General features: G+C 31.8%; 12 protein-coding genes and 5 pseudogenes. 1 reads left to right on the forward strand and 16 read right to left on the reverse strand.

Annotated elements, in window-relative coordinates; translation table 11 throughout:
- Positions 1-251: 251 nt before the first annotated feature.
- From N8M09_RS03595 to N8M09_RS03670, 16 genes and pseudogenes are all read right to left on the reverse strand, one after another.
- Complete coding sequence (locus tag N8M09_RS03595; RefSeq protein WP_261063863.1) at positions 252-1547, reverse strand: ATP-dependent nuclease; 1296 nt, start codon at positions 1545-1547, stop codon at positions 252-254.
- Between the two features lie 53 nt (positions 1548-1600).
- Positions 1601-2020 carry an AAA family ATPase gene (locus N8M09_RS03600; protein ID WP_261063865.1) on the reverse strand — a complete coding sequence of 140 codons (420 nt, stop codon included), beginning with the start codon at positions 2018-2020 and terminating at the stop codon, positions 1601-1603.
- Between the two features lie 134 nt (positions 2021-2154).
- Positions 2155-2773, reverse strand: a pseudogene (locus tag N8M09_RS03605) (IS256 family transposase); the annotation flags it as partial.
- Positions 2774-2906: 133 nt separating this feature from the next.
- Positions 2907-3043, reverse strand: a pseudogene (locus N8M09_RS03610) (AAA family ATPase); the annotation flags it as partial.
- Between the two features lie 78 nt (positions 3044-3121).
- Positions 3122-3886, reverse strand: a complete 765-nt coding sequence (gene pezT, locus N8M09_RS03615) for a type II toxin-antitoxin system toxin PezT (protein WP_261063867.1) — start codon at positions 3884-3886, stop codon at positions 3122-3124.
- A complete protein-coding gene (gene pezA / locus N8M09_RS03620) occupies positions 3886-4362 on the reverse strand; it encodes a type II toxin-antitoxin system antitoxin PezA (protein WP_261063868.1) in 477 nt (158 codons plus the stop codon). Before pezA ends, pezT begins: the two co-directional genes overlap by 1 nt.
- A 524-nt stretch (positions 4363-4886) precedes the next feature.
- On the reverse strand, positions 4887-5669 hold the full coding sequence (locus tag N8M09_RS03625) for a hypothetical protein (protein WP_261063870.1): 783 nt from the start codon (positions 5667-5669) through the stop codon (positions 4887-4889).
- A gap of 14 nt (positions 5670-5683) precedes the next feature.
- Positions 5684-8323, reverse strand: a complete 2640-nt coding sequence (locus N8M09_RS03630) for a DEAD/DEAH box helicase family protein (protein ID WP_261063872.1) — start codon at positions 8321-8323, stop codon at positions 5684-5686.
- Positions 8324-8326: 3 nt separating this feature from the next.
- Positions 8327-10261: a DNA methyltransferase gene (locus N8M09_RS03635; RefSeq protein ID WP_261063874.1), complete on the reverse strand. Its 1935-nt coding sequence runs from the start codon at positions 10259-10261 to the stop codon at positions 8327-8329.
- Positions 10262-10386: 125 nt separating this feature from the next.
- A complete protein-coding gene (locus N8M09_RS03640) occupies positions 10387-10665 on the reverse strand; it encodes a DUF5960 family protein (RefSeq protein WP_261063876.1) in 279 nt (92 codons plus the stop codon).
- Positions 10658-11020 (reverse strand): annotated as a pseudogene (locus N8M09_RS03645) (hypothetical protein). Before N8M09_RS03645 ends, N8M09_RS03640 begins: the two are co-directional and overlap by 8 nt.
- A pseudogene (locus N8M09_RS03650) lies at positions 11017-12412 on the reverse strand (Y-family DNA polymerase). The pseudogenes N8M09_RS03645 and N8M09_RS03650 overlap by 4 nt, the downstream one beginning before the upstream one ends.
- Before the next feature lie 3 nt (positions 12413-12415).
- On the reverse strand, positions 12416-12790 hold the full coding sequence (locus N8M09_RS03655) for a S24 family peptidase (RefSeq protein ID WP_261063877.1): 375 nt from the start codon (positions 12788-12790) through the stop codon (positions 12416-12418).
- A 101-nt stretch (positions 12791-12891) separates the two neighbouring features.
- Entirely contained in the window at positions 12892-14190 is a 1299-nt protein-coding gene (locus tag N8M09_RS03660; protein WP_261063878.1) for a hypothetical protein, read from the reverse strand.
- Positions 14191-14238: 48 nt separating this feature from the next.
- Positions 14239-15840, reverse strand: a complete 1602-nt coding sequence (locus tag N8M09_RS03665; RefSeq protein WP_261063879.1) for a RyR domain-containing protein — start codon at positions 15838-15840, stop codon at positions 14239-14241.
- A gap of 58 nt (positions 15841-15898) precedes the next feature.
- Complete coding sequence (locus N8M09_RS03670) at positions 15899-16246, reverse strand: helix-turn-helix domain-containing protein (RefSeq protein ID WP_261063882.1); 348 nt, start codon at positions 16244-16246, stop codon at positions 15899-15901.
- A 669-nt stretch (positions 16247-16915) separates the two neighbouring features.
- Here N8M09_RS03670 and N8M09_RS03675 point away from each other — a divergent pair.
- A pseudogene (locus N8M09_RS03675) lies at positions 16916-18206 on the forward strand (IS4 family transposase).
- Positions 18207-18343 lie beyond the last annotated feature (137 nt).

Consider the following 18343-nt stretch of genomic DNA (forward strand, 5'->3'; position numbering starts at 1 on the left):
GATTTTCTCTGTTTAATAGTACAGTTCTTGTCAATAATTTTTGTAAACACTCAAGTAGAGTTGAGGAATGTTAATCACATAAACTTTCAAGGAGGTCAGAATATTAATGAATTTTAAGGGGATACTTTCAATTTATTTCATCTGATTCTCCCGATTGGACTAACACAGACCATATTTACTCCGACTACGTTTTTTTTACATTCTGTCCTACAAATATTAATTTGTAAGTTTTTTCTTTGTGAATATCAAAATTATTGGTAGAAGAATTCTATTAAAGATTGATATAATTCACCTTTTTGTAAATTTTCATCTTTTAAATCTTGTGAAATTATTGATTTTATACTCCCAATATCTGTTTCTTGAATACTATTACCTTCCACAAATTTTTTTGTCTGCTCTATAATAGATTTATTGGAGTCTAAATCCAATATTATTTTAGTGAAACGCTCTTTTTCTATATTTAAAGATGGGATTTTAGTTACAACACGGTTAGCAAATTGTTCCTTTGAAAAAACTACATCTTCAATAACTTTATTATTGGGAAGGATATGTATTTTCATTCTTAAATTATTATATTCTAAGGCTTTTATTTTTTGTTGAACCATTTTGCCTTCTTTATCCCCATCTAACAATACAAAAACACTACGTTTTACAGGGCTAACATTATCCAAGTATATTAGGATTGGTAATATTGAGTTAGCTCCGCTTCCAATATAGTTATAGTTTAGATCTTTTGATTTACCTGCTATACCATCAGAAAATTTGCCGTATCTTATTTGTGGGATATCCTTTTGATTCTCAAGTAATTTTACTATGTAATTCCGATCTGTTTCTCCTTCACAGACAATTACATAAGGGTAGTCGTTTACATTATCTAATAGACCATAATTTTTCAATACCTCATATCTGTTTTTACGATCCATAGTTTCAATAACTGTGTACTTATTGATGTCTTCCTGATTTTTGCTTCGTTTATATTTGTTTTTTTCTGATTTTTGTTTTAAATATGAAAACGAATAGTTTGAGTTACTCATCTCATTTAAATAAGTACTAGAATGTGAAGTCATGAAAATTTGTATATTAGAAGTATCATCATTATTTAAATTCGCTATAGTTTGCTCAAGTTTGTTTTTAATCTGTTTTTCTAATAATGGATATAAAAAAGCCTCAGGTTCATCTAATAGGATAATTTTATTCTCTTTCGTATATATTTCTTTTAATAAATATATTGTTATTAAAATTAGAGAAGCTCTTTGAACACCTGCACCTTTCGTACCAAATTCTTGAGCGTAATTATCATCAAGTCTAAGTTTGATATTCTCCATCAAAAACTTCGTTATTTCTTTATTCAAATCAAACTCAAACTTGGGTTCAATATTAAATCCTTCCATTGATTTAAATTGTTCGGATAACTCGCCTTCTATACTAGAAATATTCGTACTAAATGCGTCTTTAAGCTGTTTGTAGCTCTCTTCGAATTTTTTAACAGAATCTTTTATTATTTTATTTTTCTTTTGATAATATTTGAATATCAGATCATTTATCAAATTTTGTGATTGTCTTTCAATATTATCATCAGTGGTACTTAAAAAAACACATTTTATTTTTTTTCTAGATAATTTTTAATATCACTATTACTTTTTAACTTACTTTTGATGTCTGCATTTTGAGTTATTAGAGAATAAACTCCTCCTTTTTTCTCTAATTTATTTAAATTACAAGATATTGTGTATTTTTTAAATCCATCAGATTTAGAATTTAAAATCTCATCATCAGAAAAAGTAATATCAATTTTAGGTAATTTACTCGCGCCTCCAGTAATTTTTTTGATATAATTTATGTCAACAGAAGGATTAAATGACGCTGGATTAAAAAATAAATATATAGCTCTTAGCAAGTTTGTTTTACCTACATTATTCTTACCAACCATTACATTAATTTTAGAAAGGTTTGTAATTTCATTTCCATTTTCCTTATATGATCTATAATTCGCAATTTTAATTTCTTCAATTTTTAACACAACTATCTCCTTTATAAATAAACTTTACTTCTTATATTATATATCAATTTAAAGAATTATGCTAGTTATATTAAAATGTTTTAATGATATTTTGTCAATGATTTGTGTAAACACTCAAGTAGAATTTAATAATATTAATCAAATAAACTTTCTGGCATATCAGAACATTCTACAAAACCTTTATGGATTTGTAGAATCTGCTTTAAATAAGAATACTAAATAGCACCCCACAACTTCCTCATTAGGAAAAGAACCCTTCTTTTTATTTGAACGTTTGATTTCCTTGTTGAGGGACTCAATGAGGTTTGTAGCGTAAAGACTAGACAAAATTTGGTAAGGAAACCGATAAAAAGTTAAGAATTTATCTGTTAATTCCAACTGTCACATCACTTTCCCATATTTAGAGTAATAAATCCATCTAAAGCTTGTTCTGCTACTTCTAGAGTGTTTGGATGATAAATCTTTTTAAATTGCTCCAGAATGACTGCACTATCTATTCTTTTCACTTTACTAGCTAGGGATTTCGACTAATATAAATCAAACAACGCTGTTACTTGGCTAAAGGATAACCCTGACTGATTATCTGGTATAGTCCCTTAAATCCATCTGTGACTATGAGTGAAACCTATTGACTCCCTTGTTTTGCAGTTTTTCTAGTAAATCTGACCAAGAAAAATGATTTTCATTTGAGATAATCTCATATCCAAGGACAGCTTTATATCCCTCTGGTGTGATTCCAAGTGCAATATAAATGCGTTTGATACATTTATATTTTAACAAGTTTCGTCATTCCTTTAAAATCAACATTTTCCCGTGTTTCCTGAAAATAAATTTACAACCAATTTGAATAAGTTTCAGTTAAATGGTGTGAATTTTACCCTATAGGAACATCTATCAAGTAATTTATATCTTCCAACTCTCCCTCATTAAATATTTGATAAAAACATTGTATAAAGTAGCATTTACTTTATCAAATTCATTAATTAATACAATTTTGGTTTCTCTGGACAATAAATCCTTAGCTTCTGTAAAAAACTATTGCTGTAGATTTATGGAAATAAATTACTTTTTCAGTATACTCATAAATTACCCCTGCGTCACCTAGCAATTATCACCTAACTCCCTCAACCTTTCCTGCCCTATCTTCAACATCTCTTCTTCCACCGTGTTCCATTTTCCAAATAGGCATTCGTGTAAAACTTCTGCTGCTGAGGTTTCGTCTACTTGCGAATCATAAACACACGATTGATCTCTTTGATAAATTTGAATTTGTCTAAAAAGTTCATCCTTTTCTAACTCCCGTAAGTTATCAACCAAATGTTCTACAATTCCATCATGGTGTGCTTTAGGAGTCGCTCTAGCCTGACTAGGATCTATGGCGTAGAGCTCCTCATAACGTATCAAAGTACTGAGATAGGACAATTCTGGCTTAGTCGCAATTAGTGCGAGTGAGACTTGATAGCCTCTATTTGTCAATAATTGTGCTGTTTTTCGAGGAACTTCGGTTGTTCTCAAGGTACCCTCGATTAATAGATGATAACCTTGCTTACTCAACTCATCTACAAGATATTCAACCATTTGTCCCGCGAATACTTTGGTATAATCCACACTATCTTTACCATACTTTTCCTGTAGAGCAAGGTAGTTCGGATGAAAAGAGCGATAACTATCTCCATCAATAATAATGATATCTCCTTGAAATTCCCTTTGTTTAATACGATGAATCGTTGTCTTACCAGCATCACTCTGTCCACCAAGCAAAATAGCCTTGGGCTGAGATGAAGTTGTTTTTCCACGAGTTAAAGAACGAACGAGTCGATTAGAGGCTTTAATAAAGTCATCCTGGCTAAATTTATCTAATTTCATTAAGCCACCACTAGATGACTAGCTTGTTCTAGCACACGTTCAATGCCATCCAAATAGCCATTATATCGCTCTACTTCCTCAAAAGTAGCAACAAGATAAATCTTCGTGTTAATCAAATCAGAAATATCATCGCTCATTAGAACCCAAGGATTAGAACCATCATCAAATTCAATTCCTTGTTCATCTTGAAAACGATAAAGTTGCGCTAAGATATTCGCTCCTCGTTCCTTTATCAATTCTATTTTTAATGTTAACTGATAATCTTCTACTGGTGTGAGCATTTTTTCCTCCCCTACGATATCGATATAGGAAACGTTAAATTTTTTGCAGATACGATCTACTAATTCTGTCGAAACTGAACTTATTCCATTCTCATAACGGCTCAGGCTATTTCGAGAGATACCAATAATCTTTGCGAATTCAGGTTGGGTGAGATCATGTGTTTTACGTAATGTTTTTATATTTTCTCCAATCATAAGAACCCTCCTTTTATTTATTTCTATTATAGCACAAAAACAGAAACGCACCATTTTTGGTGCGCCAAAAAACGCAAATTTTATTAAAAATATTAATATCTAAGATTTAGAGATTGAAGACTGCATCACGAAAACTCTGAAAAGTACTGATATCCTGCTATTTCCCATAGTATTTAAATTTTTAAGCAAAACAAAAAGACACCCAAGAGATGACTCTTGAATGCTTTAAAACATTAATATAATCGTATTGATTAACATTTTGAAAATTTGCTAGCTTTGCGAGCTTTTTTCAAGTCTGGTTTAACACGGTTTGATTTCAAGCAATCTATAAATAGCTTTATATCAAATTTTAGCCGATTCGTACTGCTGTTTTATTTCAAAAAAATTGAATATAAGTTTGATAAATAAGAGGGAAATTATATCTCCTCATTCGTGACACTTACGACAGATTAACGACTTAATATTCTACCCTTCCTTCATAAACAAAATCAAATAAGTTAGTTATAAAAAGATAACTTGTATTTTTATTTTATGATATCAATTACTTCCTCAATACTCAATGAAAAGTTATCAGCTATTCTAATCGGAATAATAAAGCCTTTAGAAGTTCCTCTATGAGCACCGACTTTCCTCAAATCTCGATAATGTTCTATATTTTGATACAATTCGATTAATTTATTTTTCTCAAAATAGTAGATAAAAGAATAATTACCAATCGCGATAATCTTTGTATTATCCTCCTTAAAAATACCACTGGAAACAAACATCTGCTGTCTTGTCAAACTCTCTTCAATTTCAATATATAGATTACCTGTCTTTTCTGAACATTTGTCATATTTAATTTCAACTCCGGCTTTACTTTCACCTGAATACTGACCATCTCTACTATAAAACAAACCAATGTCAAACCCATTTTTAAAAAATTTATCTGATACAAACAATTCAAATCTATGAGAATCCGTCAAATTCCTCAAGTAATAATCACTTTTATTACGATCTTTCCAAATTACAGGCTTTTCGTATTCCCATTTTTTAGTTATAAATTTTACTAAATAATCTCTAATTTGTTCTTCATTAAGAACTGAAATATACCATTCAAAATTTGACCTATCTTTTGATGTAAGCATCATGTTATATTGTTCTATTAGGGCTTCATAAAAGTAAATTCTTTCGGTTACATTATTATTAAAAACATATCCAGAAAGTTCTTGCCGCGGAACATGATTAAGCAATGCATGATAAGCATGCAATAATAAATGACTGATTGGTGTTATTGGACTATTAATATCAATTATATTTTGTTGCATCTAATATTACTTCCTTACAATTTTTTCAAACTCTCTTTAAAAATCTTTTTCGTTAATCCTTCATTAAAGAATGGTAAACCAACAATTCTGTATCTTTCGTCATCAATCAATGTTCTAGCTTCATCTCTCTCTGTAATTTGGCGTAGAAATTCTTGCTTCCATCCTTCTTTACTATTTTCAAAAGTGTTTTCTGCATCTAAGAACTGACTACCCTTTGGTTCAATAAAAATCTGCCAAGAAACATTTCCCATCTTTTTATCATTCGCAAACATCAAAAAATCAGGTTCAAAAGGTTGACCTTTGTCAAAACTATAAATTTTAACTGCTTTTTCATTCCTAAGAAGATAAATATCTGTCCATTTTTCTTCAAGTTCCGACATAAGCTCTTTTATCAACCTAACAAGTAATTTTTCCTCACTAGTTCCAAAATTATCATCATAAGCATACCAGTCTAGTCTATCAAGATCTTCAAAATATTTTGTTTCTTTCGGATCTTTTTGTGAAAGTCCAAACTCGGCTTGACTACGTCTATCAATAGTGTATTTCCTAAGGATATTGTCCTCAAAAAGATCTTTGATTGCATACTTTGTAAACATTTCTGAACCAAAATATCGTTCTTCTACAGCAATCAAATCTTTCTCTATGAAATGGAGTAATTTTTCAGTGATATACAGTTTATCTTCTTGCGTTAAATCTGATATGGCTTTATAACTACTCTCAACTCGTATATTTATTCCTGATAACATATTAATGAATTCCGAAACACTTTGTAAACCCAAAAATACTTTTTGAAGATTATCAAATGTGAAATTCTTATTTCTATTAATTGCTGTACGAACAATGTTATTTCCAATTTCTTTACTAAACTTAAAACTTAGCGATTCAAGTGTTTCATACACATATTTGATTTCATCAAATGCATATATGTCACGTATATTCCCTTGAGTCGGAAGAGTTACTTCAAAGGAATCTGGGATAAACGAACTGTCAAAACTCTCTTGGCGTTCTTCAACAAATTGCTTATACGATAAGCGTGTGTTCATCCAAACAACTCCATCCAAATAGGTTCGAGTTTTTTTAAATGACTCTTTTAGTTTCAACTCACGCTCTTCCAAATTCTGATCATCATAAATTCCAGATTCTCGTAAAACCTGTTTTAGTTCAGAAATATATCGTGGATTGTTAGCAGAATGATAATGAAGTTGTTCAATCACACGAAGATCATTATTTTCATTTCCATCAAACTTTCGTGTATATTTTTCGTCTACTTTATCACCTATTACAAAAGGATAATATCTAGCTCCACGACCAATAAGTTGTTTCTCTGAATTTGTGGTTTTTCCTGCTACAAATCCATTCTTTGTTATTTTGCCATCACGTGTATCATATAGGCGTACAATATCAAAGAGGTTAAGAACATCCCAACCTTCGTTAAGCATATCCACAGCAAAAATAGCACGAATTCCATTTGAAGGAAGCTCCAAAGTATTTAACTCCACCAAATTACTACTACTTTTATTTTTTCCATCAATCAAAAGCATTCGTTCTGGACGAAAATCATCTTTCAACTCATCGATCAGATCTTGAAATGATAATCCTATTTCATCAAAGAAATCAAATGCTTTTTCCAATATCCCTTTTTCATTTGCTTCATTTTGATGCACAGCCTTTTGTTTCTGCAATTGATCCACGGTTAAATTCGAAAGCATCTCTAAAAATATTTCTAAGTTAGCCTTACTTTCAGTAATTTTTTGTGATTTAAACATCACTAAGGGTTTAAGATTAATATTATATTTGAGGGCGATTTTCTTACGATACTGACTAATTAAAATTGCTTGTAACATCCGTGTTGGAACTTCACTATCTACCAAATGAAAGAGGACATCTTTTGAATACTTGTCCAAGCGAAACTCTTTTAAGTCATACTTGAAAATCAAAGATTTTTCATATTTTTTACCAATATCTGGATTTCCTAAATCAATGGTTGCTGTAAATTCAAACAAAGATGACTTTTTAGCTATATCTTGAATATTAGTAATGGTGGAAGTCCAACTATCATTCTCATCCTTTTCTTTCTTGACTAAACCAGCATTCAAGTGATGAGCTTCATCTGCCAATAACACAACCGATAAATCTTCAAACTGTTCATATGTTAGCCGATTTTCTCGTGGAGTATTCAAATCTTGATGAAGTTTTTGAATAGTGGTAAAAACTATATTTATACTATCAGACTGACTATCTGAAAAATCCGTTACCTCACGTACTTCCACTACTTGGTTATCAATTGTTATCTTATCAGTAAACAAATACTTGCCTGTTTCATTTTGCAAAAAGTTAGCTCTCGTCTTGGTGAGGATATTATCATTATTGACAAAAAAGATAAAATTCCGTTCGCCTTGTTTAAACTTTTCTAGAATAATCGCTGCCATTAGCAAGGTTTTTCCAGAACCTGTTGCCATATTGTAGAGGACATGTTCTAGTTTTTGATAATTTTTCTCATCATTTTTATAGTAGAGATAGCGCCCCACCGCCTCTTTTTGATATGGGCGCAGTGGATATTTTAGATTTTGCGTGATATAGTCAGGAATGTTTTCCTTAAAGTTGACAAACCCATTTTCAGTAGCTTGGTTGTAAATTTCATAAACAAAAGTCATGGCCTACTCCTCTCCGTAAAACGCACGGTTGAGTTCTTTCTCTTGTTTGGTAATGTCATAGTCGCTATCATCTATCTCAGTGTAGTTGACATAAAGATTATTATTGTCCACTAACTCCAACAATATCTGCTTTTGTTCAGCAAGAGAAATTTTTTCAAACTCTTGTTTTTTCAACTTTTTAGGGTCAACACGGTAAGATAGAAAAGATGATTTCTTAGCTTGTTCAAATAACTTTGATAGAACCTCAGAAGACGTTGCTTCCAAAACAGAATTTTTGAAGTCTTGTGCATCGTTTTTTAGTTCGCAATAAACAAAAGACCCTCCACCATTCCAGTTGACATCTTTTGAGATGCCTCTTTGTTCTCCGTCAATTACTTTTTTTAAGCGTTCCACGGAAACTGTCTCAATGTAGTCCATCTGTTCAATACCAATGTATTGACGGTTCATTTTATGGGCGACAGCTGCAGTTGTTCCAGAGCCAAGATGGTAGTCAAGTACTATATCTCCTTCTTTTGTAAACATTTCCAAATAATATCGAATGTATTCTTCTGGTTTTTTACCATTTCTAAAGGAAACGTCTCCTTCAGAGTTTACAGAATTATATTGTTGAACGAAATCTACAAAATTAGGGTATGGTTTTAACGTATAATCACTTCCAATAGGCTTACCTGGGTAGTAAAAACCATTCTTATTACCATTTTTTGGAAGTTCAAAAATTCTAAACTCACGACCATCATCCCCCATATTTGGGACAGTGAAAATAGTTCCTTCAGGATACTTATCTATTAACCCTTCTAAATGCGAAACATAAAAACGACCACTTGAATTTTTTTCACGTATACTACCACGGATTGACATCGATTTTAATCCACCCTCGTGCCCCTCACTTCTAGTAATGGTAATATCATCTGGAAGATAAACGTTGATGTTTTTTTCTCCGACTTTAAAAGTATCGTATGGAGTTTCGGGGAAATCAAAATCATACTGATAATCCTCAATTGTTTTCATTATCTTTTTCTTTGGCAACTTATAATTACTTAGTTTACTGTATACCAATGCGTACTCTAAAACATCATTAAATTCTTTATCACCTGTTAAACTTCTTTCCGGATGTCGTACAAGAACATTTACATCCATTTTATGATTTTCTTCAGTAAATAGTTCATCCATCATGACTCGCAAATATGGAAATTCATGAAAACTAATTTGAACAATGATAACCCCATCAGTTCTCAATAAATCTTTAGCAATAGTCAAACGATTTTTCATAAAAGTCAGCCATGTACTTCTATTAAAATTATCATTATAGCCAAAACTATCACTTCCAGTATTATAAGGTGGATCAATATAAATCAACTTGACTTGTCCACCAAACCGTTTCTTGAGGCTATGCAGTGCAAGCAGATTATTTCCCTTGATAATGAGATTATCTGTATCCTTTAACTCCTCAACCTCTTGCTCACCATCTTTATCATAACGCTTGAAATTGCTCAACACCTTGTCGTCCAGCAAGCGATTGATTTCTGCTGGAGCGAGTATCTCATTAAAGAAGATCTCTTGTCGTTTAGTATCGTCTTTTGTTTGTCCACCCTCGAGCACACAGTCTTTATAGGGAAAGTTCAGCACTACTTCTTTATTTTCAGAAAGGTAGTTTCCGTCAGCTGTTCCCAAACCAATTTTTGTCTTGTAAGCAGTAAAACTATCTGGCAAAAATTCTTTATTATTTAAAAATTGTAAAAAGACATCTTTTTTAAAAACTAGGACACCATCTTGCAGTTTAGTAAAAAACTGTTGGGCAATTTTTTCGTTGCCTAACAATACATTCAAAAGTTCTGGATTATACTGTCTGGCAAGTTCTGCTAATTTATTCTTATTGAGAACTCCTTCAACTAGAAATGCTTCACTAGTCTCTAATATTTGTTCCAATTCCCGCTTCATATTTTTCTCCTAAAAAATATTATAAATAACAATCTCCATATTTATTGGATTAAAAAGGAAATCATTAGTGTATTGATGTCCCTATTATAGCATATTTAGGTCTTAGATAGTCATAGTAGTGATAATTATTTTGCTCTTGAATATTCGAAATACCTTACAATGTTATTATCAGATAGCTGGATTGTAAAATAAAAATAATGATACCGTCCATCCTTCGAATTCTCTCTATTGAGTTTAAAGTAGTTTTTCTGATTAATTACCATTGTTCTGAGGATGTCATCAATCAGAAAAGTTAATGGAACATCCATTGCAGAATACTTCTGGAAGTCTTCTGCAAATCGGATATAGCCTTCTGAAAAATAATCCATCTGCAATTTATTCTCATAGAGTTCTTTTCTACTCATAGCCAACCTCTTCTAATAGTTGAATGTCCAGGATGTCTTCCACTTTAATTAATCGGTATCCTTCATATGTTTTGACGGATACTTCTTTTGCTGAAATTTCTCTCACTTCGCCAATCAAAGTTACTTTTTGAGCTTTTTGTTTGACTGTAAAGCGACCTTTCAAATGCCCAACATAGAGCTAAGAAAGTAACAATAGTTTTTCTGTTCTGTTCAAGTCGCTGGTTAAATCGACACGATATTTTTCTTCTCCTAGTGACGTGGTATGTTCAGATAAAAAGAAGCCCATCCATTTTTGCATACCTGAGTATTGATATTCTCGGGCTGACTGATAGGGCAAGTAAGAACGATCAATCATTTTAAGCCATCTAGTCCCCCAGCAGAATGACCTCCGATTAGTTTACTTCTAACAATGCTTCTTGATGCTGACTCAAGGACATTGGCTTTTAAGATTTCGGATGCTGTCAATCGCTGATTGGAGCCTTTCTTCTTTTTCTATTTTTTCAACATCATCAAATAAAGAAACTAGTCCAAACGATTCATCCACTAGACCTGAATAGTTGACGGCAAAGTTCCTTACGGCACCTGAACTGTATTTCTGATGAAATAACTGTAAAACCACATTAGTTAGCATGTCCGTATGATTAGTTGGTTCGATCTTTTTTTGTGTGTTGATTGATTTTTTATTTTCCTGTTTGGAATAGCCTACATGAATAGAGATAACAGTTGTTTTCTTACCTGTTCGTCTAAGACGAATAGCAACCTGCTCTGTCATCTCTCGAAGGACAATCTCGATATTCCGTTGCTTGACATAATCTCTCGATAAAACTTGGGAGTTACCTAATCCTGTGCTCTTTGGTTTATATGGAGTGTTAACATTGCTTTCATCTACTCCATTTGCATAAAACCAGAGACGTAGCCCTACTACCCCTAAAGACTTTTTAAGTAAATCGGGATTGCTATTAGCAAGTTCCTTAATAGAAAAGATTCCCAAATCATTTAATCTCTTTTCCTTACGATGACCAATTCCCAAAAAATCTGTCATGTTACGAATTGCCCAAACCTTGCTTTCTACATCTTCATAAGACCAATTAGCACGCATGGTGGGCATTTTCTTAGCTTCGTTGTCCAAGGCTAGCTTAGCAAGCAAGGGATTACTATTTGACATACCAACAGTTGAGTAAATACCTGTCTTTCGCCAAATATCTTTTTGAATCTTAGCAGAGATCATATCCAACTTATCTTTTCGGGATATGGTCTGATTACTAATAAAGTAGTTAAGAGAAGTTGTTAGGTCAATAAAGCCCTCATCAATCGAATAAGGGTATATTTCATTAGGGCTACCGTAGTCTTGAAACACTCGCTGTATTTCCATATTAACCTCAATGTACTTGTCCATTCGAGGTGGAACGATAAAGGTGGTCTTCGCCCATTCCTCAATATAGCGTACAAAGTCTGGATCCGTTGGAAGTCCCTGCTTTTTTGCGTTATAGTAAGAAAATTTTCTGGTTTTGACATCAAAGGGTAAATCATAAGCCCGACCAACATTCTTTTTCCCAAATACTTTCTTAGACATGGGTGATGATGCCTATATCAATCCAGCAGAATTATCCGCTCGACTCATCACACAGAGGGAGGTTTTAAGAGGATGAAGCCCTCGCTCCACACACTCCACGCTGGCATAGAAGGATTTCATATCAATAAAGGCAATATCACTAACAGGTTCTTTTGAATAGTCAATGATTCCCATAACCTAGTCCTCTAGAGGCATAAAATTTCCGACAATTTTTCCGACAATGCGAGGATCATCGTCATAAGGAGCAAATTTGTCTTTGTATTTCTTGTTGATGGAAACAAGGCGTAAGCCGTCTTCTTCCAAGTAGACGCGCTTGATTACAGGATTGTTTTGCTCATAGGAAAAACTCGTCCCTAGTTTATCAATAACTGTCAAACCTTCAATTTTATGATTTGAAAAGTGGTGACTAATGACTTGAATGTTATTCCCATGAATGCAATAATCAAAATAATAGTGAAAGTGATAGTTCAGGGTTGAAATTTCTTCTTCTTTTATATAGGGATAAAGGACTTGTTTTGTGATTTCACTTACTCTTGAATACAATTCATCCAACGAATAACACCTCCTTTAAGTCACAATGAACAAAACTAAACCTAATCGGTTTAGTTTATTATATAAAAAAAGTAGACGATTGTCCACTTTTTTATATTATATTATTTTATCGATTGCTTTTGAAAAAAATCTTTATCGTTTTGTATTGTACCTGTAAGAGATAAGAGAGAGAACATATATGAATAGTAAGTTCTACCATAGTTTAAATACCAAATTGGTCCATAATTTTTTACATGTAATCCAATAAATTGAGCATCATAAAATTCTGAAGGGAAGTCCTCATCAAGAATATCAAGTTTTCTTCGGATATTTGTTATTAGGCTAATATCTCCTTCTTCTCCATCTTTTGGAGAAAAAAGTATAATAGATTTTTCCATTCCATTCATTGATTTTATTGAATTGATTTCCCATGAAACACCTTCTGTTTTCCCTGCTATGCTTACTATAAGATTTGCTCTATCTAGTAACTTATTTATTTCCTTCTTCCATTTATCCTCACCTTTGAAATCATCCAAAACATATGTTTTAGAAAAACCATGGAATCGTTTGCCTCGATAGGTTTCATGAGGATTCCCAATTCCAACAACGAAACCTTGTCCTGAACCCTCTAATACCTTTGTTAATAATTGTGGAAACTGAATCCTTGGAAGTAAAAAGTAACGAAGGAAGCTTCCTCCTAAATATGAGGGACAATAAATAGAAGTATTATCTATAGAAAAAGAACGAAGATAAAGGATCACTTTTTTATCTGAATTACTAATTTCCTCAAATGAATAGTCTTCATCATAAATTTCAAGTGCCAATTTAATAAAGTAGTCCTGAATTAGTGTTCCTAAAACCAACATAAAATAAGATATCATCACTGAAATGAAACTATTTTCAAACAATAAATTCCTGCTTGAAAACAGATTAAAAAATGCAATGTATATAAGAACAAAAGAAAGAATACTACCTACATGTAACAAAATAGCTTGTCCTTGATATTTAAATCTTGTCCTATCAATTTTTAACGATGTTAGATTTTTATAAGTTTGTAACGAGTATATCTCAACATACTTATAAGAAATTGCAAAAATACTTATAAGTGCTGTATAAACAACTAATAAAATCGTGCTGAAAGTAATAAAACACCCTATACTAATAAGTAATACCCATAATATCGGTACTAGATAAACTACTTTAAATTTCACTTGAAAAAGGAGTTTATCGTCCTCATCAATATACCATGCACGAATTTTATTAGGGTCAATTTCATCAATTTGTTTATAAAATTCTTCTTGTACGGTAGGAGCAAAACGCATAAAGAATTTTAAGAGTAGATATTTTATATAGTTTTTATCCATTGCTATACAAATTATGTGAGTAAACGTTAAAACAACAAAGAAAACAATTATTTTCATGCCTATTCCTCTATATTGACAACTCGAAATTTTATTCTAGAAAGAAGTTCAATTTAGATCCTTTTGCTTTTCAATTTCGGATAAATCATCAAAAGGTATCAATAAATGGTGGTGCTTCTTAAATTTATCTTTTTGTTTATTATAAAGCCATCCTTCAGTTTTTAAATATATAGACCAACGGTTGTGCTCATTAATTAAATTTTGTGTATTTGGTATTTTATGGTCCTTATCGATATAAACATGACCAATCATATATTTGTCCCCCAAAGCTCTTGACATGGATGAAAAATAATTATATTGATTGTTATAAAATGTTTGCTCAATAAATTTATCTTGATATTTCTTGTGAAGTTCAAGAGCTCTTTTTTCTAAATTAGAATTATAATGAACACTTAATAGAGAAACATCTATTAGATTATTTTTGAAGTTGGATATGTTTATATCATAAAGCAAAGGAGATGATAAAGTAAATGCTAGAATTAAATCAGATCTATGACTTTGTGTTAAATGATTTGCTAACTCTATATTAATAAAATCATTAACATCCATAAAAATTGAACTTAAATCTTGAATATCTTTTATTGCTAAGTAAACTATACTTGACGATAACTCTGAAACTTTTTTAAACTCTATGGAATAAGGTGTTTCATACTCTATAGGTTCAAAAATAGCTGGCATTTCGTATTTCAAACTATTTTCGAATTCATCTGATGAAGTAACAATAAGTAGCTCTAATTCATGACTTACGATTTGTGACAGCCAAAGAAGTAATTTAACGATTTCCTTAGCTACATCTTTATTTCCAACCACAACTATTTTTCCTTTAGTATGAAATATATTTTTAAGGTAGGTGTAATTCTCAAAGAAGTAATTATAAATGGTAGATCTAGAGCTATTGATTAATCTAACTTTTAGTTGTTCATCTATTCTTTGTTTTCTTTGTAAATAATTTTCTAATATATTTGCTGAGTCTTGTACAAATATGAAATCATTAGTAGTTTGCTCACCATATGATTCGATTAAATTAAGTGCTTTTTCAATCGAAGTAATATCTTTGTCTAAAAGATAATAATGGTTCTGATTTGCTCTTTTTAACTTTGAAGAAAGATAAGTTACATCTCTTGAGAAATTAAGTGCAGTGATATCTTGTAATGTATCATCTAATTTTACAGAGGTAAAAATAATTTTATAATTTTCATTAGTTTGCTTTAATTGATAAGCAAACTTCCTATGATTATCACTTGTACCAGAAAAAATATAATTACAAGATTTATTGAAATAGCGTATTTTTAATACTGACAAAAATTGACTAAATAAAGAAAGTAGAAAAGACAAAGTAAAAAAAGAAGAACAACTGTATAGAAATACTATCCAAAAGTATAGATAGCTAGTATTAAAACTACTAGGAAGGTTGTCTATTAGAGCCTGAACATCTACTCCAAAAGAAAATAAATCTGTCAGTTTAAGTAGTGATAGAAGAAATTTACTGATAATTGTTAAAAAATCTGTATCAAAAGAGTAAGTAGGTAAGGTAATTAACCAGAAGGCGGTTGAAAGACCTATAATAAAAACAGTTTTATTAAATTTTCTTGCGATAACCTGATATAAATTTATCGCAAAAAAAGAAATTATACTTAAATATAGTACCATATTAGTCCCTCAAATCAATTAATAAGCTAAATTAATAAGAGCAAAATTAACTAAAAAGTTATTTAATGTCACTTACTTTAAAAGCTTTCTTCCGTTCTTCCATAAACTCAATCAACTCTTTTTTAAAGATTCTTTTTTCTTCATCAGTTAAGCCTTTTGAGTTCATACGGAAAAGCAATTCAATATTGTCTAATTCATCTGATTTTTCTTCTGAGTTTCCAACTAGGTAATCAACGGACACATTTAAAACTTGTGCAATTTTAACGAGATTTTCCTGTGTTGGTTTTTTTACTCCACGTTCCCATGAAGCGTAAGCAGGTTGCGAAATTCCTAGTTTTTCAGCCACTTCAACTTGAGTAAAGTTTGCCTTTTTTCTTAGTTCTTTTAAGCGTTCCGAAAATTCCATTTTTAAGCCTCTAAAAAATTTTAAAATTTTTTCAAAAACCTCTTGACAAATATAACTATCGGTTATATAATATAAATATAGCTGATAGTTATATCGGTTTTAAAAATAATAATGCTAACTTTTAGCATCATGGTTTTTGAAAATTAAATAAAAATTGCGTCTGACAACCAGAAGATTGATTGCCAAAACTACACTAAATTTCGTACCTTTATTGTAAACGTTTTAGAAAGAAAAGTCAAGTCTGTTAGATGGTTGAAGTGAAGATTTAAAACATTTTTTGTGGACTTCCACGCATTTCGGACTTTCGCACTTTTCCGAATAGTAAAGTGAACTGGCTTCGCCAAAGGGAGTAAGAGAATCTTAAGGGTATGACAATGACTACCTGATGAGATTGGCTGGGCAAGCGATGGTAATTGATACAATGCACCTTGCAAAACGTTGCCACCGTGAAGGAGGAATCCTTCGACCAAATAATTTTTCTCTACTGCTGTCTATCTAATTTACTAGATAGATCTACTCTAGCTACTAAGTCCATTTTCTTAGTAGCTTTTTACTTTTACAATAAAGGAGAACATATGACCAATGTCATTAAGTTAAGAAATTCAAAAACAATTCTGTATTTGGGTTTCTTTTTTATGTGATAAACTTATAGTTAAGGAGGGATTTTCCATGATAAAACAAATAAAAGCCCACTTGAATAAGAGTATTCAAAGTATCATTAGTCAAAAAGTTGAGTTCGTCAAACAAGATGAACAGGCCTTTACTAGTAAAAGAAGTTTATCACTAGAAACTATGATTCGTACCATTCTGGGAATGGGAGGGAAATCATTGTCAAAAGAATTACTAGATGCCAAACTGACAGTTTCAAATTCAGCCTTTGTTCAAAGACGCTATCAGATAAAACCTGAAGCGTTCTATGCCCTATTTAAAGAATTTACAGCACCTATTCCACTTAATACTGATTTTCCAATATTCGCTGCAGATGGGAGTGATATCTGTATTCCTCGAAATCCCATGGATACAGAAACCTCTATCCAAACCCAAAAGGATGTTAAATCCTATAATCTCATACACATAAATGCCCTATACGACTTGACGACTGGAGTGTATCGAGATGTTTCTATTCAAGACAAACATGCACAACATGAGCGCTTAGATCTGATTCAGATGATGGAGGCTTCTCCCTTTCGAGAAAGCTCTTGTTATTATGGATAGAGGTTATGAAAGTTACAATCTTATGGCTCATTTTCAAGAAAAAGGTTGGCTTTATATCATCCGTATTCGAGATGGAAAACAATCCATGCGTTCCTCCTTCAACTTGCCAAATACAGAGTGTTTTGATCAAACATTTTCTCTAACATTATCACGAAAGCAAACCAATCAGCTCAAAAAACTTTATCTCAACTGTCCCAATGACTATCATTTTATTCCACACAATTCTACTTTTGATTTTCTTCCAGAAACAAGTCGAAAACATGACCCTGTTGAACTATACCAACTTCCTTTTCGTATGGTGCGTTTAGAAGTGGAAGAAGGAAAATACGAAACTTTAGTGACAAATACAGACTATTCAATCCAAGAATTAAAAAATCTCTACGCCAGCAGATGGGGCATAGAGACTAGTTTTCGTGACCTGAAATACAGTGTTGGCTTGGTCAATTTTCATGCAAAAAAGAAGGAAGGGATTCTCCAAGAAATCTTTGCTCGCTTTACAAATTTTAACTTTTGTCGTTGGGTAATCTCGCAAGTTGCCATCGACAGTAGTCGTAAGAAACAAAGATATAAAGTGTGTTTCTCAGATGCGGCTTATGCCTGCCGTTTGTTTTTTAACTGTTCCCTTTCTTCTCTCCAGTTGAAAAACTACCTCAAGAAACAGTTATCTATTATTCGATCGAATCGAAAATATCAAAGAAAGATAAAAACCCAATCGGTAGTTGATTTCATCTATAGAGTAACATAAATCTCAAAAAATAGGGTGAAAAAACCTTTATTTGTCATGCAAAAAAATAGAAGATAGGATAGAGAATCACTTTGATGTTCTCAATCCTATCTCCTATTTAAAGAGTTAGATCACTAACTTAATGACATTGAACATAT

It is taken from the genome of Streptococcus mitis (genome assembly GCF_946190375.1).
Taxonomy (GTDB): Bacteria; Bacillota; Bacilli; order Lactobacillales; family Streptococcaceae; genus Streptococcus; species Streptococcus mitis_CJ.